The organism is Pseudooceanicola sp. NS-SX9, from assembly GCF_057380705.1.
Genome location: NZ_JBXXRN010000003.1, coordinates 213,194 through 232,419, shown reverse-complemented (window position 1 = coordinate 232,419; position 19,226 = coordinate 213,194). Strand labels below are relative to the sequence as shown.

Annotated in this window: 18 protein-coding genes; 9 read left to right on the top strand and 9 right to left on the bottom strand. The window is 65.7% G+C overall.

Annotated elements, in window-relative coordinates; translation table 11 throughout:
- Window positions 1-422: 422 nt before the first annotated feature.
- Window positions 423-1,001: a GNAT family N-acetyltransferase gene (locus AC2ITM_RS19620; RefSeq protein ID WP_486469842.1), complete on the bottom strand. Its 579-nt coding sequence runs from the start codon at window positions 999-1,001 to the stop codon at window positions 423-425.
- A 174-nt stretch (window positions 1,002-1,175) separates the two neighbouring features.
- Between AC2ITM_RS19620 and AC2ITM_RS19615 the strand changes: the two genes are divergently transcribed.
- On the top strand, window positions 1,176-1,529 hold the full coding sequence (locus tag AC2ITM_RS19615) for a cupin domain-containing protein (protein WP_486469841.1): 354 nt from the start codon (window positions 1,176-1,178) through the stop codon (window positions 1,527-1,529).
- Window positions 1,530-1,588: 59 nt separating this feature from the next.
- A complete protein-coding gene (locus AC2ITM_RS19610) occupies window positions 1,589-3,256 on the top strand; it encodes an amidohydrolase (protein ID WP_486469840.1) in 1,668 nt (555 codons plus the stop codon).
- Between the two features lie 40 nt (window positions 3,257-3,296).
- Here AC2ITM_RS19610 and AC2ITM_RS19605 read toward each other — a convergent pair whose 3' ends face one another.
- On the bottom strand, window positions 3,297-3,707 hold the full coding sequence (locus AC2ITM_RS19605) for a VOC family protein (RefSeq protein ID WP_486469839.1): 411 nt from the start codon (window positions 3,705-3,707) through the stop codon (window positions 3,297-3,299).
- A 1,146-nt stretch (window positions 3,708-4,853) separates the two neighbouring features.
- Here AC2ITM_RS19605 and AC2ITM_RS19600 point away from each other — a divergent pair.
- A complete protein-coding gene (locus AC2ITM_RS19600) occupies window positions 4,854-5,147 on the top strand; it encodes a hypothetical protein (RefSeq protein WP_486469838.1) in 294 nt (97 codons plus the stop codon).
- Window positions 5,148-5,357: 210 nt separating this feature from the next.
- Here the strand turns inward: AC2ITM_RS19600 and AC2ITM_RS19595 are convergent, their stop codons facing one another.
- On the bottom strand, window positions 5,358-5,825 hold the full coding sequence (locus tag AC2ITM_RS19595) for an Lrp/AsnC family transcriptional regulator (protein WP_486470045.1): 468 nt from the start codon (window positions 5,823-5,825) through the stop codon (window positions 5,358-5,360).
- A 201-nt stretch (window positions 5,826-6,026) separates the two neighbouring features.
- On the opposite strand from AC2ITM_RS19595, the gene AC2ITM_RS19590 reads away from it, so the two are divergent.
- From AC2ITM_RS19590 to AC2ITM_RS19565, 6 genes are all read left to right on the top strand, one after another.
- A complete protein-coding gene (locus tag AC2ITM_RS19590; RefSeq protein ID WP_486469837.1) occupies window positions 6,027-7,202 on the top strand; it encodes a cystathionine gamma-synthase family protein in 1,176 nt (391 codons plus the stop codon).
- A 172-nt stretch (window positions 7,203-7,374) separates the two neighbouring features.
- On the top strand, window positions 7,375-8,151 hold the full coding sequence (locus AC2ITM_RS19585) for an amino acid ABC transporter ATP-binding protein (RefSeq protein WP_486469836.1): 777 nt from the start codon (window positions 7,375-7,377) through the stop codon (window positions 8,149-8,151).
- 39 nt (window positions 8,152-8,190) lie between these two features.
- Window positions 8,191-8,994 (top strand): transporter substrate-binding domain-containing protein, encoded by an 804-nt coding sequence (locus AC2ITM_RS19580; RefSeq protein ID WP_486469835.1) that lies wholly within the window; start codon window positions 8,191-8,193, stop codon window positions 8,992-8,994.
- 52 nt (window positions 8,995-9,046) lie between these two features.
- Complete coding sequence (locus AC2ITM_RS19575; RefSeq protein ID WP_486469834.1) at window positions 9,047-9,766, top strand: ABC transporter permease; 720 nt, start codon at window positions 9,047-9,049, stop codon at window positions 9,764-9,766.
- Entirely contained in the window at window positions 9,766-10,461 is a 696-nt protein-coding gene (locus AC2ITM_RS19570) for an ABC transporter permease (protein WP_486469833.1), read from the top strand. The genes AC2ITM_RS19575 and AC2ITM_RS19570 overlap by 1 nt, the downstream gene beginning before the upstream one ends.
- A gap of 11 nt (window positions 10,462-10,472) precedes the next feature.
- Complete coding sequence (locus AC2ITM_RS19565) at window positions 10,473-11,762, top strand: NAD(P)/FAD-dependent oxidoreductase (RefSeq protein ID WP_486469832.1); 1,290 nt, start codon at window positions 10,473-10,475, stop codon at window positions 11,760-11,762.
- A 456-nt stretch (window positions 11,763-12,218) separates the two neighbouring features.
- Here AC2ITM_RS19565 and AC2ITM_RS19560 read toward each other — a convergent pair whose 3' ends face one another.
- From AC2ITM_RS19560 to AC2ITM_RS19535, 6 genes are all read right to left on the bottom strand, one after another.
- Window positions 12,219-13,151 (bottom strand): nucleoside recognition domain-containing protein, encoded by a 933-nt coding sequence (locus AC2ITM_RS19560; RefSeq protein WP_486469831.1) that lies wholly within the window; start codon window positions 13,149-13,151, stop codon window positions 12,219-12,221.
- A gap of 499 nt (window positions 13,152-13,650) precedes the next feature.
- Window positions 13,651-14,727, bottom strand: a complete 1,077-nt coding sequence (locus tag AC2ITM_RS19555) for a helix-turn-helix domain-containing protein (RefSeq protein ID WP_486469830.1) — start codon at window positions 14,725-14,727, stop codon at window positions 13,651-13,653.
- A 210-nt stretch (window positions 14,728-14,937) separates the two neighbouring features.
- The gene (locus AC2ITM_RS19550) at window positions 14,938-15,993 is read right to left on the bottom strand and encodes a ParB/RepB/Spo0J family partition protein (RefSeq protein WP_486469829.1); all 1,056 of its coding nucleotides are present in this window, start codon (window positions 15,991-15,993) and stop codon (window positions 14,938-14,940) included.
- Window positions 15,993-17,123 carry a plasmid partitioning protein RepA gene (gene repA / locus AC2ITM_RS19545; protein WP_486469828.1) on the bottom strand — a complete coding sequence of 377 codons (1,131 nt, stop codon included), beginning with the start codon at window positions 17,121-17,123 and terminating at the stop codon, window positions 15,993-15,995. The genes AC2ITM_RS19550 and repA overlap by 1 nt, the downstream gene beginning before the upstream one ends.
- Window positions 17,124-17,554: 431 nt before the next feature.
- Window positions 17,555-18,859 (bottom strand): type II toxin-antitoxin system HipA family toxin, encoded by a 1,305-nt coding sequence (locus tag AC2ITM_RS19540; RefSeq protein ID WP_486469827.1) that lies wholly within the window; start codon window positions 18,857-18,859, stop codon window positions 17,555-17,557.
- On the bottom strand, window positions 18,859-19,104 hold the full coding sequence (locus AC2ITM_RS19535; protein WP_486469826.1) for a helix-turn-helix domain-containing protein: 246 nt from the start codon (window positions 19,102-19,104) through the stop codon (window positions 18,859-18,861). Before AC2ITM_RS19535 ends, AC2ITM_RS19540 begins: the two co-directional genes overlap by 1 nt.
- Window positions 19,105-19,226 lie beyond the last annotated feature (122 nt).

Below are 19,226 nucleotides of genomic sequence, written 5' to 3'. Positions count from 1 at the left end.
ACCCCCCTCATCTCCATGCGGATCAACCTCAGGAGGAGGAAAAGTGAGAAAAGTTCCTTTAGCATGTGGAACCGGGCAATTTGGCAGCATGTCATCCTGAAGCTGCTGCAGGAGGGCCAAGAGGTTCGCAGCCTGTCGCGCAAGCCCCATGCACCGGAGCTGTCGGTGATATTAATCCCCTGGGCGTTTTCGGGCCGGTCCTTGGGCCTGACATGTCCAGTTCGGCCGCCATCACCCAACGGATGCTCGGGCGGATGCCGCCGCCCGGGTCCCGTCTCGGCAAACGCCGGACCGGCTGGGAGGCTGGCAGCCCCGCCCGACCGAAGCGACGATCATCGACACGGCCGACAGCCTGCTGCGCCTCGGCATCGTCGCGTCCCCTGCGGACCCCGCGTCGGCGGGATCCGCGGAAGGCCCCGTGCTCAGCCGCGCAGGGTCCGGGTGAACAGGATCCACGTGCTGGCATCGACCTGCCAGTCCTGCCGGACGACCGCACGGCGCGCCACCTCGACATAGCCCTTCGCCTGATAAAGCCTGAGCGCCTCGTGGTGGGTATCCGCCGCAATCAGGCTGATCACGTCATGCCCCGCAGCCGCCGCCACCGCATCGGCCTGGGCCAGCAGCGCGCTGCCCAGCCCTCGCCCGCGAAAGGCCGCATCGGTCGCCAGCACGTTCAGATACCACGATCCGGGCGCCAGCGCCTCAAGCTCCAGCAGCGGCACGAAGAGGGGGGGCGTATCGGCAGCGATGGGGGCGGGTTCGGGATCGGCCGGATAGCCCAGCAGACAGGCGGCGGGGGTGCCGTCGACCTCGGCCAGCCAGGCGTTGGTGTAAGAGAAATTGCCGCTGTCGCGCGCCGCGCGTTCGGCGCCAAAGGCCATCGGATCGCCCTCGGGGCCCACCGACTTGCGCCAAAAATGCAGCGGCAGGTCATCCGCCGCCATGTTGATGAAGCGCACCAGATGCTGGGCATCCGATGCCCTGGCCTTGCGGATCTGCATGGCTGTCTCCGTCCCGTTCCGCGCCCGTCGCGCGGCTTCGTATGTGACCGATTTCGCGCCCCCGCACCAGTCCCTTCACCTGTCCGGCCCGCCGTTGCGACGGTCCTGCTTGCGCCCGGGCAAGGTGCCACCTACCAAATATGCGCATCAACACGGCGCCTCACGAGGACAAACATGAGCGACACGGTTTTCCGCTTTCCCGCCCCCGGCCCCGAGCCGATCACCACCGACCTGGACGGCTGGACCAAGCTGCAGGGCAATCCCACCATGCGCTACTGGGTGCAGCACACCTCGGCCGACGGCAGCATGATCTCGGGCACCTGGGAGGCGACGACGGGCACCTGGCATGCGACCTACCAGTTCTACGAATTCGTCCACCTGATCGAGGGGCGCATCACCATCACCCCCGAGGGCGGCACCCCGGTGACGCTGGTCGCGGGCGATGCCTTCGCGGTCGAGCCCACCTTCAAGGGCACCTGGACCATCGAGGAACCGGTCCGCAAACACTTCGCCATCAAGCTGAAATGACCCCGGGGCGAGGCCCCCGGGATCCGGGGGACGGCCGCACCGAAAGGACCCCTGCCCCGATGACCACCGCCACGCTGATCCTGACCCATGCCCGCATCCTGACCATGGACCCCGACCATCCCCGCGCCGAGGCCCTGGCCCTGGCGGGGGACCGGATCCTGGCGGTGGGCCCCATGGCCGACATCCTGGCGCTGGCCGGGCCCGACACCCGGATCCTGGACGCGCAGGGCCGCACCGTGCTGCCCGGCTTCTTCGAGGGGCATGTCCACGTGGGCCTGGGCGGCGCCGACCTGACGCATCTGCACATCGGTCACCTGCATGGCGCCGAGGCCCTTGCGCAGGCCTTTCGCACCTTCTCCGACGCCCATCCCGACGCGCCGCTGCTGATGGCGCAGGAGGCGCATTACGACATCCTGGGCCATCCCGCCACGCGCCACGATCTGGACGCGATGATCGCCGACCGCCCGATCGCCATGATGTCGCCCGACCTGCACACCGTCTGGGCCAATACCGCCGCGCTGCGCGCGACCGGCCTGCTGCACGGCGCCCCGATGCCCCATGGCCACGAGGTGGTGATGGGCGAGGATGGCCTGGCCACCGGCGAGCTGCGCGAATTCGAGGCCTTCGCCCCGATCATCGCCCATCTGGGCGAGGCGCGGCTGAACCTCGGGATCTCGACCGGGGAAGAACCCGTTCCCGCCCCCACCGCGGCCGAACGCCGTTCCGACAAGGCCTTGCTGATGCGCGGCATGATGCATTGCGCGGCCGAGGGCGTGACCAGCCTGGTCAACATGGACGGCAACCGCTACACCCTTGAACTGCTTTCGGAAATGCAGGCCGATGGCAGCCTGCCGCTGCGCGTCAAGGTGCCCTTCCACTTCAAGCCGCACATGGATCTTGCCGCGCTGGAGCGCGCCTCGGACATGGCGCGGGATTTCGACGACGACTGGGTCAGTTCGGGCTTCGTGAAAATGTTCATGGACGGGGTGCTCGACAGCCGCACCGCCTACATGCTGCGCGACTACCCGGACCAGCCCGGCCACCGGTCCGAGCCGCTGTTCCCGCCCGACCGTTTCGATGCCCTGGCCACCGAGATCGACCGCCGCGGCCTGCAGATCGCCGTCCACGCCATCGGCGACGGCGCAGTGCGCACGGCGATCGACGGGATCGAGGCCGCCCGCCGCGCCAACGGCCCCCGCGACAGCCGCCACCGGATCGAACATATCGAGCTGATCGACCCCGCCGACGTGCCCCGCCTGGGCGCCCTGGGTATCACCGCCAGCCTGCAGCCGTCGCATCCGCCGGGGGCGATGGATTTCCCGACCGAACCGGCGCTGTCGCGGCTGGGGCGGGACCGCTGGCCCGATGCCTATCTGTGCCGAAGCCTGGCGCAGGCGGGGGCGCCGGTGGCGTTCTCCAGCGACTGGCCGGTGGCCGATGTCTCGGTGCTGCGGGGGATTGCGGCGGCGCTGACCCGGGCGCCCTACCCGGGGGCCGGCGACGAACGGCTGGGGCTGATGCAGGTGCTGCACGCCTATACGGCCGGCGGTGCCTGGGCCGCGCATCGCGACCACGTGACGGGCCGGCTGCGGCCGGGCCTGGCCGCCGATCTGGTGATGCTGGGCGGCGATATCGAGGCGACCCCGCCCACGCGCATTCCCGAGCTGGGCATCGCCCTGACGATCTGCGCAGGCCGCATCCTGCACGAAGGCCCGGATCCCGTCTGACGGGATCCGGCGGCGCCGATCCCCGTTCAGGCTGCCCCGGTCAGGCGGCTGTGCCGCCCCGATCGGACCGGGCGAATTCGATCAGATCCCACCGGTTGCCCCAGGGATCGTTCCAAACCACCACGCGGCCATAGGGTTCGTCACGCGGATCGCCCTCGAACACCACGCCCTCGGCCAGCATCCGGGCGTGGTCGGCGGCGAAATCCTCGGTTTCCAGGAACAGCCAGACCCGGCCGCCGCCCTGTTCACCGATGGCCGCGCTCTGGCGCGGGCCGACGGCACGGGCCAGCAGGATCTCGGTTTCGGCGCCGGGCGGCGCAATGCGCACCCACCGCTTGCCCTGCCCAAGGTCCGTGTCTTCGCGACAGGCAAAACCGATGCGCTGGTAGAAGGAGAGGGCCTCGTCATAATCGGGCACGAGGAGCGAAAAAAGGGCGATACGTCTGGGCATGCGCATGGCCTTACCGCGGCGCGAAGCGGACGGCAAGCGGACCACGCCGGATCAATTCCGCCGGAACCATCCGGGGCGGTTCACTTCAACCATTTGTCTTTCAATTATATTCATTGCCCTTTGCACCCAGATCCCGCCCGACCGAAGGGGCGGGATCCTTTCAATTTGACATAATGCTCCACGGCTGGGTCACCCTGGCCGGACCGCTGTGTCCTTCGCCCCCGCCCAGGATGTCGGTGCCGGTCTTTGCCCCGGCCCGTCGCAATCGAAATCCGGTTTCCTGTGCCAGCCTGCTGGCGCGGGTGGCCCAGCCCCCAAGGGCCCCGGACAGCCCGCCGAAGCCCCCGGTCATCCGGTCCGACCGCTGGACCTCACCAACGAGAGCCCGGCCCGCAGGGCATGGCCGGATCGAACCGGGGGCTGGAGTCGGCAGACATCAGCGACCTGTGCGCTCAGGGGCGGGGGCGCCCATCCGGCCGTTGGCCGCCGGGCTGCCAAAGGTGGAGGGCGGCCCCTCTCGACAGCGCCAGATCACATCCGGCCGGGCGCTTTCGCGCGTTCAGTCTGACGCGCCCGCGTTTCCGCAGGGAAAGGAAACGCTGTGCGACCGCCTTGGCAGGGCCGTTTCCGCAACGATGCGCGATGTTCAGAATCCTGGGCGCGGGAATACCGCCCGGACCATGCCAGTGCCTCCAATGCGACCGCACGCCGTCAGGAAAGCTGAAGAACCGCCTGGAAGCGGTGTGACAGCGACAGAATGCCCCCGGTCCGGATACAGCGCAGCGCAAGAACATTGCCCGCGCGATCGAGGCGACCGCGACGGCTCTCGATGGGCTGGACGCCAAACGCGAGCGTGAAGGTCACCTGGATCAATAACGCCCTGTGACCGGACCGGGCCGGGCCGCGTTTCCGGTATCGACCGTTACGAGCGTCGGTATCAACAACCGGATTGAACTAACGACCCCCGATCTGACGGATGCAATGTGCAAAAATGAACATCAATATGAACCATAATGCAAATATGTGCGGATATGGAAAAACAGAACGCGAGAATGAGTGGCTAATCATGCACCCATGACGGGTCTATCTAGGGCTCACAAGACGCAGACGACCGCGTCACACACACCCTCACGAAGGAACACAGTCATGAAACACACTGCTCTTACCGCCCTGATCCTTGTTGCAACCGCCGGCGCCGCCTTCGCCAATACCGAAGCCACCAGCATCCAGGTTCCCGCCGATGCCATCTATGCATCGCCCGCAGCCGAAGGCATCGCATCGTCGACCGTCACACTGACCACCGGCACCGCACATGAAGTTTCGGCCGCCGCCCTCAGCACCTCGGCCCGCGAAGACCGCAACCTGGCCATGAACGACGATTTCGTCGTCACCAGCTTCCCGCGCGCCAACGTGCCCTACATCGTCAACCCGGGCCGCTAAGTCGTCCCTTCGGCCGCAAGGCCGCTCTCCCGGTGCCTTCGGGCGCCGGGACAAAGCCGGTCCGGGGCCTGCCAAGGGCCCGCCTGACACCGCCCGCCCGCCGTGCTGCATCAGCACGATGACCGGCAAACCAAAGCCTACGACCGAGATCCCGACCGGCCCGAGGCCGCGAGAGTCCACAGCCCCCCCGGAGAGACCGCGCCCCGCCCCTCAGCCCGCGCGCTTGATCAGCTTGGTGACGACGTAGGTATAATAGCGCTCGATCTGCAGGTCCTGATCCAGCAGGGTCTCCATCAGGCGCTGGTAGTCATCGACCGAAGACGTCTTGACCTGCATGATGTAATCGATCGGCCCGCTGGTGGCATAGCAGGCCTCGACCTCGGTCAGGGCAGCGATGTGGGTTTCAAAGCGCGTCATCACGGCTGCCGTGTGCCGCGCCAGCGCGATCTCGACCATGACGCGCTGAAAGCCGCTGACGCCCGCCCAGTCGACCTCGGCCCGATAGCCGCGGATGATGCCCAGCTTTTCCAGACGGTTGACCCGCGTCCAGGTCGGCGTGACACTCAGGTTGATGGCCCGCGCCAGGTCGGTCTTGCTGATCCGGCCGTCCCTTTCGAGAATCCGCAGGATCTGCAGATCGAAGGCATCCAGCCGCCCCGGGGGCGTCGTCTCTTTCATGTCGGTCGCACTTGTCACGGATGGACCCTGCCTGCGCAACGCTGTCCGGCCCTTGGGAGAAAAAACCTCAACCTTCCTGCCATATTCCGAAAAAAATCACAAGTTTCTGGTGGTTGAAAAGAAAATTCCCCGACAGCACCGGCGCTAAGCTGGGCGTGACCCGCAGGCCCTTGGCCGAGATCGCGGCTGGAAGGAAACTATATGTCTGAAATGAACAACGGGACCGGTTCGGTCTGGGCCGGAGAAGAGTCGCTGTTCTCCGAAGGGGCGGTCTGCGTGCCGGTCTACAATTCCGTCTGCTTCGGCTACGAACAGATGGACGAATGGTTCGACGTGGCGCTTGGCCGGGCGCCGGGCCACATCTATTCGCGCAACACCAACCCCACCGTCGCCGTGCTGGAGGAAAAGATCCGCCTCTTCGACGGGGCCGAGGCCGCGACCAGCTTCTCGACCGGGATGGCGGCGATCAGCAATACGCTTTTCGCCCTGCTGCACCCCGGCGACCGGGCGGTGGCGATCAAGGACACCTACGGCGGCTCGAACAAGATCTTCATCGAGTTCCTGCCGGCGCTGAACGTTGACGTGGCGCTGTGCGACACCACCGATTTCGACGCCATCGAGGCCGAGATCGCAAAGGGCTGCACGCTGCTCTATCTGGAATCCCCCACCAACCCGACGCTGAAGGTCACCGACATCGCGCGTCTGGCCAAGGCCGCCCATGCCAAGGGCGCCATTGTGGTGGTCGACAACACCTTCGCCACCCCGATCAACCAGAAGCCGCTGGCGCTTGGCGCCGATCTGGTCCTCTACAGCGCGACGAAATACCTGAACGGGCATTCCGACGTGATGGGGGGGCTGGTCTCGGGGCGGGCGGATCTGGTCCAGAAGATCTACCATTACCGCGAGATCACCGGCGCTACCCTGCACGCGCAATCGGCCTACATGATCCTGCGCGGCATGAAGACGCTGGAATTGCGGATGCGGCGCCACAATGAAAACGGCATGAAGGTCGCCACCCATCTGGCCGCCCATCCGAAGATCGAGAAGGTCTTCTACCCCGGCCTGCCCGACCACCCCGGCCATGACATCGCCGCGCGCCAGATGGCGGGCTTTGGCGGCATGATGAGCTTTGCCGTCAAGGGGGGCTTCGAGAACGTCGTGACCGTGCTGGAATCCCTGCGCTTTGCCCACAAGGCCGCCAGCCTTGGATCGGTCGGTACGCTGGCGGGGCCGCCCAAGGTCACCAGCCACGTCGAGCTGACCGCCGAGGAACGCGCCGCCGCCGGCATCCCCGAAAGCCTGATCCGCTATTCCTGCGGCATCGAGGATGCCGAGGACCTGATCGCCGATCTGGATCAGGCGCTGGCGCGCATCTGATCCCCGCCTGCCCCCTTCGGCAGATCCTGCCAGTGCAGGGGGCGGGATCGGCATCTTCGGGACGCGCAGGCGTGCCAGACTTTCCCCGCGCCCCCCGCGGGGCCCAAGGACAAAGGACAGCCCCGATGGCCCAGCCCCTTCCCCGCCCCGCCCTGCGATCCGGCGGACAGCCATGAAACCGGCTCTGCGCATCAGCGGCCTGCACAAGCATTACGGCCGGGTCCATGTGCTGCGCGGCATCGACCTGCGCGTCGAGGCAGGCCAGGTCGTGTCGCTGGTCGGCGCCTCCGGCTCGGGCAAGAGCACGGCCCTGCGCTGCATCAACTTCCTCGAAACGCCAAGCGCCGGCACCATCGAGGTGCAGGACCACGGCGTTTCGGTGGAAACCGATGCGCGCGGCAATGTCTCTTACGTGAACCGAGCCAATATCCAGCTGTTCCGCCGCCAGATCGGCATGGTGTTCCAGAACTTCAACCTCTGGCCGCACCGGACCGCGCTGCAAAACGTCACCGAGGCGCTGATCTACGTCCAGTCCCTGCCCCGCCCCGAAGCGCGCGAGCGCGCCATGGCGGCGCTGGAAAAGGTCGGCATGGCCGAGTTCGCAGCCCGCTACCCCGCCAGCCTGTCGGGCGGCCAGCAGCAGCGCGTCGCCATCGCCCGGGTGCTGGCCACCGAACCGCGGATCCTGCTGTTCGACGAGGCGACATCGGCGCTGGATCCCGAACGGGTGGGCGAGGTGCTGAAGGTGATCCGGCGGCTGGCCGAGGACGGCAACACCATCGTCCAGGTCACCCACGAGATGCGCTTTGCCCGCGAGGTCTCGGACCGGATGGCGTTCCTGCGCGACGGGCAGATCCTGCAGGACGCCCCCCCGGACGAGCTGTTCAACCATCCCGCCGATCCTGCCATCGCAAGTTTCCTGGCCCGGGTGACGGGCCAGGCCGACTGACCACCCCAACCATAAAACAAACTACAGGGAAGACCGATCATGAAAAGACTTCTTGCCACGGCTGCGGCCGTTCTGATGCTGGGCAGCCTGTCGGCGCAGGCCGAAGAGGGCGTGCTGCGCGTCGGCACCGAGGGCGACGCCCCGAACTGGAGCATGGCCAAGCCCGACGGCAGCGTCAGCGGCTTTGACGCCGACATTGCCAATGCGCTGTGCGAGCAGATGAAGCTGAAGTGCAAGTTCGTCGTGCAGTCGTTCAGCACGCTGATCCCCTCGATGGACAGCGGCCGCTTCGACGTGATCATCTCGGGCCTCGGCATCACGGACGAGCGCGCCAAGAAGATCGGCTATTCGATCCCCTATGCCACGACGCCGCAGTATTTCGCCGTCGCCAAGGATGCCCCCGCCGCCAAGGCCACCACCTTTGACCAGCTGAAGACGATGCTGGCCACCGCCAAGATCGGCGTCGTCAACGGCACCACCTACGCGGCCTTCGTGCAGAAATTCTTCCCCAAGGCCAAGATCATGACCTATGACGCCACGACGGCGGAACTGGCCGATTTCACCGCCGGCCGGGTCGATGCGGTGTTCAGCGACAGCCCCACCTGGACCGATTTCTTCAAGACGCCCGAATCCGCCGATTTCGCCCGCGTCGATGTCAAGATCGGCCCCGATACCGACAGCGAGACCCTGGGCCACGGCATGGGCGTGGGCCTGTCGAAATCCGACACCGCCCTGAAGGCCAAGGTCGATGCGGCCATGTGCCAGGTCATCAAGGACGGCAAGGTCCGCGACGCCAGCGAGAAGTGGTTCGGCGACGACTACACCATCCCGTGCAAGATGTAACAATGGCCCCGTGCCGCCGGATCCCTTCGGCGGCACGGATGGAATCCGACGCATGAACGACAGTCTGTGGACCTTTCTGATCACCGATGGCTGGGGCCTGCAGATGCTGCGCGGCGCCGGGATGACCATCGTGCTCAGCCTTATCGGGATGATCGCGGGAATGGTCATCGCCTTCCCGCTGGCGGTGCTGCGCTGGCGCAACGTGCCGGTGCTGGCCCAGCTTGTGACCTGCTATTCGATCCTGGTGCGCGGCATCCCCAGCCTCCTGGTGATCTACCTGATCTTCTTCGGCACCATCCAGCAGGTCGAGGCGCTGCTGCGCGTCTTCGGCTACAGCTCTGACGGTCAGGGGCCGGTGGAATTCCTGATGGGGGTGGCCTCGATCAGCGTGATTTCCAGCGCCTATTCGCTGGAGGTCTTCCGCGGCGCCCTGACCACCGTGCCGCGCGGCCTGCAGGAAGCGGGCTGGGCCGCGGGCTTTTCCGAGATGCTGGTGTTCCGCCGCATCGTCTTTCCGCTGGCGATGCGCGCGGCGCTCGGCGGCCTCAACAACGTCTGGCAGAACACGCTCAAGGACAGCTCGCTGATCTCGGTCGTGGGGTTCCAGGAGGTGATGCGCGTCGCGGCGCTGGCCGCCGGCATCACCCGCAGCGCGCTGGTCTTCTACCTGCTGGCCGCCTGCGCCTTCCTGGCGATCACCCTGGTCAGCCAGGCGGGCTTTGTGCTGGCGGAACGCCGGCTGGAACGCGGCCGCACAAGGGGGGCGTCGTGATGGACATGGACATCCTGCGGCAGGCCCTGCCGCTGCTGCTGGAAGGCAGCAAGACGACACTGCTGCTGACCGCGCTCGGGGTGGTGTTCGGGCTGCCGCTGGGGCTGGGGCTGGCGCTGATCCGGCTACGGCCCCGCCATCCGCTGGCCTGGGCCGGGGACCTTTACAGCGGCATCTTCCGCGGCACCCCGATGCTGGTGCAGATCTTCGTCATCTACTACGGCCTGGCCGAGGTCCACTGGATCCGCCACAATGCCGTCGCCTGGTGGGTGGTGGGCGATGCGATGCACTGCGCCGTGCTGGCGATCGTGATGAACACCACCGCCTATACGTCCGAGCTGTTCCGCACCGCCTTCCGCGCCATCCCCCAGGGCTACCTGGAGGCCGCCGATGCCTGCGGCATGTCGCGCCTGACCCGGTTCCGCCGCGTCTCTCTGCCGCTGGCGCTGCGCCAGGGCCTGCCGGCCTATGCCAGCGAGGTGGTGATCATCGTCAAGGAATCGAGCCTCGCCTCGACCATCACCGTCCTAGAGATCACCGGCTACGCCAAGCGCCTGATGAGCCAGACCTTCGCCGTGATGGAGATCTTCGTGCTGGCAGCCGCGGTCTATCTGGTGATCAACCTGGTCTGCATGGCGCTGATGCGCCTGCTGGAACGCCACTACTCTGCCCATGAAAGGCCCAGCCTGCGATGAATGCCCCCGCGATGCCCAAAGCCGCCTCTGCCCTGCCCTACTGGTGGGATGCGGCCCCGCCCCGCGACCTGCCCCCCCGGGACCTGCCGGCACAGGCCGACGTGGTGATCATCGGCGGCGGCTACGCGGGCCTTGGCGCCGCGATCCCGCTGGCGCGGGCCGGGAAATCCGTCGTGGTGCTGGAACGCGACCGCTTCGGCGAAGGCGCCTCGACGCGCAACGGCGGCATGACCAGCGGCAGCATCCGCGGCGGCTATGACGGCGTGGCCCGCCGCTTCGGCCCCGAGCGCGGCGCCGCCATCATGCGCGAGGGGCGCACCGCCCGCGAGGACCTTTATGCCTTCCTGCAGGCCGAGGGGATCGACTGCGATTTCGACCTGACCGGCGATTTCGACGGCGCGCTGACGCTGCGGCAGTACGATGCCATGGCGCGCGGCGCCGAGCGTCTGGCCAAGGTCATCGGCGTCCCAATGGAGGCCGTGCCGCAGGCGGGTGTCACGCGCTTCATCGGCACCGATCTTTATGCAGGCGGCGTGGCGCGGCGCGACTATGGCGGGCTGCATCCCGCCAAGCTGCACGCGGGCATGGTGCGGGTGGCGCAGCAGGCGGGCGCACTGCTGCTGGATCACACCGCCTGTCTGGGGATCGCGCGCGATGGCGCGGGCCAGCAGGTGACGACGGCGCGCGGGGTGATCCGCGCGGAGCAGGTGATCTACTGCGTCAATGGTTATGCCGACCGGGCGAACCGCTGGCTGCAACGGCGGCTGGTGCCGGTGCGCAGCCGGATCATCGCCACCGATCCGCTGCCGCCCGGGCTGATGGACCAGCTGATGCCGCCGCGCTTCATGTATGGCGATGCCCGTCGCCTCAGCTACTACTACCGCCCCTCGCCCGATGGCACGCGGATCCTCTTCGGCGGCCGCGACGGCACCACGGTGGGCGACCCGCAGGCGCCGACCCAGCACCTGTACGAGCAGCTGATCCGCATCTTCCCGCTGCTTTCGGGCATCGGCCTGTCGCACAGCTGGTTCGGCCATGTCGCCATGAACCGAGACATGATCCCGCGTCTTTTCACCCGCGACGGGGTGATCTATGCGACAGGCTTTTGCGGCTCGGGCGTGGTCTGGGCGCGCTGGCTGGGGACCAAGGCCGCCCATCTGGCCCTGGGCGAAAACGACGCGGCCCACAGCGCCTTCGCCGCCCCGCCGCCTGCAGCCGTGCCGCTCTATGACGGTCGCCCCTGGTTCATCCCCGCCACCGTCGCCTGGTACCGGCTGCGGGATCGGATCGAGGCGCGCTGACCCCACCCTGTTTCCGCCCGGGGCCAAGGCAGCAGGCGCTTGCCGGGCCTCCGATGAAGACGACTGCACGCTTTGGCTTGGCCGGCAGCGTTTGCCTGACCGGCCTTGCGTCAGCCACCCAGCCTGCCCTGACAGATCGCAACAGCCTTACCCGCCAGGACGCATTTGCGGAGGGATGCGGCGGCGCCTTGTACACCCATCGGCAAGGTGCAACCCCCTCGCCTGGATCCAGGCCGGGACCTCAGACGGTCCGTGGCCTGCCGTGCCAGGATTGCGTCCTTGCCACCTTCGCCAAGATGTCGGCCGCAGGACCATCCGCATCCTTTTCCGACAAGAAGACCCTTGGGGCCGGAAAATCAAGGCGGCGCTTATTGGAGAAATTTTCTCCTATAAGCGCCTCCCACCCCACGATGACATTATGTCCGATAAGGCAAGAAATACGCCTGAGCCCCACAATCAGCTCAGGACGAACTGCATGAGGATCCGAACCACAATACCGCACAGACCCGCCGCAATCGCCGGAAGGCACATGCGCCCCAGTGCAGGAACAGCGGAACAGAAGATCATCAGCCCCGGCAGGTCCAGCGGCTGGATAATGTAGGACGCTGCCCAATCCAGGGTCGCCGCAGAAAGTTTGCCATCGGCAACCAACGTGCTGGCCAGGCCGACCAGCGCGGTGCTGCCCGCCAGGATCTTGGTGATCAGCGGAACGATCAGGCTTTGGTCGACGCCGATCATCGCCAGCCCCGGGGCCGCTGCGGAAACGATCCGGGGCATCACGCCGAACTGCTCAAGACCCATCACCACCGCGAGCGACAGCAACAGCATCGGGATCAGCCCGACGACCATGCGGATTGCCTCCATGCCAGCAAGGTTGATCAGCGTCAGGATCGAACGCGATTGTCGCACGGCCTCCTCCTCGGGTCCCTCCGGGCGGATCACATCCGGGATCCTGCGGCCGAAAACGTGATAGGCCAAAGACGAGGCCACCAGCCCCCCGACGAGAGAGCCGAGAAGCGTGGTTCCGAGGTTCAGACCGAAATGGGTCAGCGGAAAGCTGGCATTCGCGGGGGCCATGCACAACACTGCGGCAAAAGCTGCGCACATGTGGCGGCGCGACACCCCTCGGCTGTCCATCACCGCCAGAGAGGCGATCGGCGCGGCAAAGCTGACGAAACTGATCTGGATCATGGAAAGGACCCCAAGTCCGGTCAGCCCGAAGGGCCGCGCGACCGGGGCCAGAAGACGGATGAGCCAGTCGAGCACTCCCTTCTCTTCGAGGATACGCATCAGAACGAGCAGAACGACCATGACGGGCAAAAGGGTATAGAGGGCCGTGTCGACGGCGCTCTTGCCCGCCTGCATGACGACGGCGATGAGGGCTTCCATGAGTGGGGGGCTCCTGCCTGGCTGGAAGGGACGCGGACATAGCCGCGCTGTTTGCCCTGTCATGCGCCCTGCCCGGCCGGATCGCAACCGTCCACCCGCGACCTGCATTCCTGCATATCTCCGCGATGGCCCTTACCCGGAAACCGCTGTTTTTCTCAGGATCGGTGATGCCTGTTTTGATCGGCCCTTGCACACTTGCATGCCCAAGCGACGCTAAAGGTACAGGCCAAAGGACCTGGGTCCAGAGGTTTCCGGGCTGATCTGGTGTCAGACCTGTTTGCCTGGCCGCTGGGCCATGTCGTGACGGTTAGGTTCCGACAACGTTCAGTATCCAGACAGCCGGGGCGAGATGACCGAAGGTCTGGTTCCTGAGAGGATGCTGACCTTCGATCCCGGTTCGATGCAGGCTTTGGCCGGGGATTTTCGGAAGGCATGCGATGGAGGGCCAGGCATCCTTGATCTGGGAATTACAGCTGTAATCATGGGACCCCTCGATTTATTACGGGTGTAATGACGCCATGCCTCGGGACCTTGTACTCTGGGGCAGCTCGGACCCAATCCGGTTTTGTGCAAAAGATCGGATCATCTGCGCCAGATATCCTGCGGGATTGCCGATCTGATCCAATCGTCCCGACATCCTGTCGAGGCATTCCAGCAAGAGCATCGCATCCATCTGGCGAAGACCATCGAGAATGCATTGTCTTCCCAAGCCAAGATAGGTCGAGAATTCAAACAGAATGCGGGTCTGGTCAACGGCGGTCGTCGGAGGGTCGGGAAAGAATTGCGGCACCGTGGTCATCTTGTGCCAGATTTCCTTGGAGGGCCTGCCTTGGCGTCTTGGGTCTATATTTGAATCTTTAGGTTTCGACTCTATGTGCCGGACAGTTTGTCCGGCATCGACGGCAGTTTCGTCCGGCGCCGGTGCTGGTTCCGGCGGGGTGTCCAGGTCGTTAAGTCGGGCTTCGAACTGCAGGAATTCGGTCAAGGTGACGTGGACGCGGCGCAGAACCGAGCGGATGGCCAGGCACAGCTCGGCGGGAACCGCTGTTTCGCCAAGCCGCCGCTGCAGGTCGCGCAGACGGGCGCTGAGGCGATTGCGGGCTTGTTTGAGACGCCGCGCATCCTCTTCGATGCGGGCGTGAAGCGCAGTCAGTTCCCGGATGCGGCCGAGCAGGGGGGCAAGGTCGATGCCATAGGCGGCAAAGATCTGACCCTCGGCATCGCGCTCTGGAAACCGTCGGCCATTGGCGCTCAGATTACGATGTACCAGGCCCAGTTCTTCCAGCCGGACCTCTCCACGGCGGAACCTGCGTTCGTCCATGCCGCAGGCCCGCGAGAGGATCTCGGAGACCTCCATGAAGCTGACATTCAGGCGCGAGGGATCCAGCGCCCCTTTGGGCAGGACCGTCAGATGGGCGCGCAGAACCAGGATGTCGCGATCCTTCAGGCCCAGTGGCTTGCGCAGGGCCGTTACCAGATCCAGCACCGCCCAGCGGTCCAGCAGGGCAGGGGCAGCGGCCGGGCAAGCCCGTTCCGCCTGCCGACGCGGCACAGCCGCGGGCATTACATGCATCATCTTTCCATTCAGACGGCACAAAACGACCGTTCACCGGAAACCGGTGTTGAAAGAGATCCCGAAACGCGCTAGACAGAATTTGCTACAAGACTGTCAGGGCTCTCCGGATCATATTCGGGGGGTCCTTTTTCTGCCTGGGTCTGCTCCTTGTTGCTCGTTCATCCTCAGGGGGAAATTACACATGTAATTTCCGGTCTTTCAGGTCAGATGCTAATTTTTTGTTTCATTTTCAGCATCTTGTGCGGCATCATTCTGCTGTGACCTGAATTCTTCGACCAGTTCCGGCAGGCGATCCTCCAGGAAATCCAGGAAGCTCGTGTCGCTGCCGCGGGCCATTTTGATCGCGATTTCGCGGGCGGATCGGGTGCTGCTGATCGCACCGTCCAGCGGCCGTACCAGGGGGGCCGGCTTTTCCCGCACGGGGGCAGGGCGGTCCTTCAGCGCCTTCAGCAGCGCCTCAAAGCGCTTGGTGCTGGCAGGCATCGCGCGCTCGTCCAGCGTGCCGGGGCCGCTGGCCTTCTGCCAGGCTTCCTCGATCCGGTCGCCATGCAGCGCCAGGGCCTTTTCCATCGTGGAAATCACCTGTTTCGGCTTCAGCCCTTGGGCCTCGATCTGCTTTTGCAGCGCCTGCCACTTGCCGCGCCCGATCGAGGGCGCATCGCCGATGGCGGCGATCACCTCGGGGCCGACGCCGCGGTAGACCCGTAGCATGAAGTTGACCAGTGTCTGGGAAATGCCCAACGACTTCGCCACAGCGTCCTGGGTATAGCCCTCGGACAGCGACAGATGCGCCAGATGGGCCCGGCCGATAAAGCTTGTTTCCAGCCGCCCGGCATTCTCGGATCCGAGGGCGCGCAGCATTTCCTCGTCCGAGATCTTGACCACGAAGCCGCGGATCGAGGGCCAGCCCAGTACGCGGGCGGCGGCCAGGCGGCGGCGCCCCACAACGATTTCATAGGGGGTCTCGCCCGAGGTCACACGGACCTTGATGGGCACCTCCTGGCCGGTGTCGCGGAACGAGGTGATCAGGTCATCAAGCCCCTCGTTCAGGTCGATGCGGTCACGGATGACGGAATCCCGGATCTGGTCGATCGGGATTTCCTGCACCGAGGCCTGGGCCAGATCCTTGAGGCTGTTGCGCATCGTCTGCATTGGCCGGGTGGCGGGCATGTCAGCGGCGGGCAGGGCGCGCGGCGGCGGTTCGGCGGCGGGGTTGGGGGCACCTTCCCCGGCAACCAGGGAATCGAACAGCTTCTTGCGTGCCATCAGTCGGCCTCCTTCACGCTGCGGCCCCAGGCCGCCTGGACCAGGTCCTCCAGCTCGCCCGCGGCCGCGTTCATGCTGGCCAGGGCGCGCTCCAGCGTCTTCTTGTTCACCGAGGTCGGCGGGATCTCGTAGATCGTTTCCTGGGTGCTGGAGGCATCCAGGATCACCGTCGACTTCAGCACCGGATTCTGCATCACGTTCTCGCCGAACATCATGCGCAGGAAATGCGCCATCTGGCTTTGCGCCCCGTCGTGCTGTTCATAGCGCGACAGCAGGTATTTCATAAAGGCCCAGTCCGTGCGGATGCCGGAATCCTCGATTGTTCTCATCAGGTTAGCTGCCAGCATCAGGAATTGCGCCATCGAGGCCACGTCGTACATCGCGGGAATGATCGTGGTCACGACACCGGTTGCAGCGGTCAGCGCCGTCAGCGTCAGAAAGCCGATCTGCGGCGGGCAGTCGATGAAGACGATGTCGTAATATTCGTCCACCGTCAGCAGCGCCTGGGTCAGACGGCTGTAGAAGGGCACACCGATCCCCTCGCCGCGCGCCGACAGCGACAGGGCGGTCTCGGTCTCGTATTCCGACAGCATGATACCGGCGGGTGCCAGATCGAGGTTCGGGAAATAGGTCTCGCGGATGATCGACTGCATCGGCACGGGATCGGAATAGGTCAGCACATCGTAGATCGTGCCGCTGTCGTTAAACTCGATCTCGGGGCGGTAGCCGAACATCGTCGTCAACGAGGCCTGCGGGTCCATGTCGACGGCCAGCACCTTGTAGCCGCGCAGGGCAAAGCGCTGCGCCATGTGGATCGTCGTGGTGCTTTTGCCCGAGCCGCCCTTGAAGTTCGCCAGCGCCACGACCTGCATGTGGTCCTTGGGGCTGCGCCGTCCGGGGCGGAAAAGATCGGTATTACGGCCTTCAACGGCCAGGTAATCGCGGATCGCGTGGATTTCCGGCGCCGTGTACAGCCTGCGGCCCCTGGCATCGAGCTCGACATCGGGGATCTTGTTTTCCGAATGCAGCTTGCGCAGGTTGGAAGGGGAGGTCCCGATCAACTCCGAGGCTTCGGCGGCGGAAAAGCTGCGCAACACCTTGGAACTGTCCGGCGCGAACGAGTTGAACATGTGCCGATTGAGCTCCTGACTCAGGCGTTCTGCCTGGGCCTGAATGTAATCGGGAAGGGTCTGGTCCCGCAGTTGGGGCGCAGTCGTGTCTGCCATCTCGCTCCTGCCATCCTCAAGTGCGCGCAAATTCGCATTTATGTTCTAATGGCGCGCATTAAGGATGTGACATGGAGGAGGCGTCATGACAACGAAAATGTCACTCCGCGCGTGAGAGGTTGCGGGGCGATCTTCATCCATATCTTCAAGAATGAATGTTAAGCATCAGAAAATAATAAATAAAACTGAATTCAGGCCTGCTGTCTGAAAAAACGCCGGCGTGGCATTCGCGGAACATCTTCGGGGGGGCGGACGGCGGTGCGACGTGGAATCGCACCCTGCGCGCCGCGGCAGGTGGTGCAGGGCGGACCCGTCAGGATTGATTCCCGCCCCGCCTAAAGCCCGTCACGCAGGATCCGGGCCCGGCTGCGGACCCCGTCGAAGGTCACTTCGGTCAGGCTGGCGGGGATGGCCTCGGGCAGCGCCGCACAGGTGACCTCGATGGCCGGTTCCAGGGCCGCCAGAACCTCGTGCAGCAGCGCCTCCATCAGCGGCAGGCCAAAGCCGCAGGCCCGCGCGGTTTCCAGGAAATGCCGCGGCGCGACCTCGTTCATGCGGTAATGCGGGCTGCGGCCGACCGCCATTGCCAGTCGCAGCCTGTTCTGCCGGATCTGCCCGTCGCGCATGGCCTTCTGCGCACTCAGCACGTCGTAGAGAGGGGTCATGCGAAAACCGCCGCCGGGCCGCAGGGCCAGGCTGAAGTTCTTTGCGTGGCCGTCGCTTGCCCCCAGCAGCCAGAACAGCACCTGGGCGCGCAGGAAGGCGGTGCGATCCTGCAGCGGCTGGTCGCTGCCCTCCAGCAGCGCCGCACAATCGACAATGCCGGGCCCGCCGTCGGTCTGGTATTTCATCGAAGGTGCCACGCCGAGCGCTTGGCAGAAATCCTCCTGAGGCAGGCGGATCAGCCGGCCATCGGGGGTGCGGCGGCGGTCGAAGCGGGTGACGACAAGGGCGCGCAGCCCGTCGAAATCGCCGATGGCCACCTCGGCGGTTTCGGCGCCCATGGCACGGCAGAAATGCATGCAGAGGTATTCGTTCTCGACGCTGTCGGAGAGGTTGATGCCATTGGGCAGCACCCCGAGCTGTGTCTTGAAAATGTGGGTCGTCGGCGTCATCCCCGAGGGCCGCAGCCACCGCCCCCCGTGCCACAGCAGCGCGGTCTTCTCCTGGGCGCCGGCGATCGAGATACGGAAATCGTCATCGGCCTGAAGGCCCAGCGGTGCGCTGGCCAGATTGCGCAGCAGCGCGGCGATGGCGGCATCATCGATCGGCTCGCCGCTGAGGGCGGCCGGCGCCGGGGGGGGCTCGTCCGAGACGAACTGCAAGGCTCCGACACAGTCGCGGCCGATCTTCTGCAGCAGATGCCAGGCATCGGTGCCTCCGGCCCGGACCCGGGCGGCCAGACGCTCGCGTATGGGCTGGTAGTCGGGCAGCAGGTTTTCCAGATAGGCGGCGACGGCGGCGCCGTGATGCGGATCCTCGCGCAGCGGCAGCGACAATGAGATCGGCATGGCATGCGGCCAGTCCAGCCAGTCCTGTGCATAGCCAAAGCGCAGCCCGGCGGCCGATTGCGTCAGCGTGCCGACCAGGCGACCGTTCAGCAGCACCTGCAGGCTGCCGCCGCGCGGACGACGGGCCATCAGAAGATGTCCTCGGGCGCAGGGCTGCCGCCGCGCGGCGCAATGCGGAATTCCAGCCCGAGCGCCGCCATCACCGACAGCAGCGTCGCCATCTTGGTGCCCGGCTCGCCGTTTTCCAGGGACGAGATCGTGGCGATGCGCAGCGCGGTGCGGGCGCTCAGATCGGCCTGGGTCAGCCCCTGGGCGCGGCGGGCCCGGCGCAGGGCCGCGCCGATCTGGTCGGCGGTGCGGGCGGTCTGGTCCATGCTGTCTCCTTTACGCTGTGGCGTAATATGTCGGAATTTACGCTTAAGCGCAAACGGAAAGAAATTACGCTGTGACGTAAATCATTATCCATACCGAAATCGGTATCGAAGTGCGGTCTTAT

What these genes read in the sequence shown, in the direction of transcription:
- AC2ITM_RS19570 (WP_486469833.1), top strand. Translation starts at nt 9,766, where the DNA reads ATGGACATGGACATCCTGCGGCAGGCCCTGCCGCTGCTGCTGGAAGGC.
- AC2ITM_RS19555 (WP_486469830.1), bottom strand. Translation starts at nt 14,727, where the DNA reads ATGATGCATGTAATGCCCGCGGCTGTGCCGCGTCGGCAGGCGGAACGG.
- AC2ITM_RS19590 (WP_486469837.1), top strand. Translation starts at nt 6,027, where the DNA reads ATGTCTGAAATGAACAACGGGACCGGTTCGGTCTGGGCCGGAGAAGAG.
- AC2ITM_RS19620 (WP_486469842.1), bottom strand. Translation starts at nt 1,001, where the DNA reads ATGCAGATCCGCAAGGCCAGGGCATCGGATGCCCAGCATCTGGTGCGC.
- AC2ITM_RS19580 (WP_486469835.1), top strand. Translation starts at nt 8,191, where the DNA reads ATGAAAAGACTTCTTGCCACGGCTGCGGCCGTTCTGATGCTGGGCAGC.
- AC2ITM_RS19560 (WP_486469831.1), bottom strand. Translation starts at nt 13,151, where the DNA reads ATGGAAGCCCTCATCGCCGTCGTCATGCAGGCGGGCAAGAGCGCCGTC.
- AC2ITM_RS19575 (WP_486469834.1), top strand. Translation starts at nt 9,047, where the DNA reads ATGAACGACAGTCTGTGGACCTTTCTGATCACCGATGGCTGGGGCCTG.
- AC2ITM_RS19585 (WP_486469836.1), top strand. Translation starts at nt 7,375, where the DNA reads ATGAAACCGGCTCTGCGCATCAGCGGCCTGCACAAGCATTACGGCCGG.
- AC2ITM_RS19550 (WP_486469829.1), bottom strand. Translation starts at nt 15,993, where the DNA reads ATGGCACGCAAGAAGCTGTTCGATTCCCTGGTTGCCGGGGAAGGTGCC.
- AC2ITM_RS19540 (WP_486469827.1), bottom strand. Translation starts at nt 18,859, where the DNA reads ATGGCCCGTCGTCCGCGCGGCGGCAGCCTGCAGGTGCTGCTGAACGGT.
- AC2ITM_RS19615 (WP_486469841.1), top strand. Translation starts at nt 1,176, where the DNA reads ATGAGCGACACGGTTTTCCGCTTTCCCGCCCCCGGCCCCGAGCCGATC.
- AC2ITM_RS19565 (WP_486469832.1), top strand. Translation starts at nt 10,473, where the DNA reads ATGCCCAAAGCCGCCTCTGCCCTGCCCTACTGGTGGGATGCGGCCCCG.
- AC2ITM_RS19605 (WP_486469839.1), bottom strand. Translation starts at nt 3,707, where the DNA reads ATGCCCAGACGTATCGCCCTTTTTTCGCTCCTCGTGCCCGATTATGAC.
- AC2ITM_RS19595 (WP_486470045.1), bottom strand. Translation starts at nt 5,825, where the DNA reads ATGAAAGAGACGACGCCCCCGGGGCGGCTGGATGCCTTCGATCTGCAG.
- AC2ITM_RS19535 (WP_486469826.1), bottom strand. Translation starts at nt 19,104, where the DNA reads ATGGACCAGACCGCCCGCACCGCCGACCAGATCGGCGCGGCCCTGCGC.
- AC2ITM_RS19610 (WP_486469840.1), top strand. Translation starts at nt 1,589, where the DNA reads ATGACCACCGCCACGCTGATCCTGACCCATGCCCGCATCCTGACCATG.
- repA (WP_486469828.1), bottom strand. Translation starts at nt 17,123, where the DNA reads ATGTTCAACTCGTTCGCGCCGGACAGTTCCAAGGTGTTGCGCAGCTTT.
- AC2ITM_RS19600 (WP_486469838.1), top strand. Translation starts at nt 4,854, where the DNA reads ATGAAACACACTGCTCTTACCGCCCTGATCCTTGTTGCAACCGCCGGC.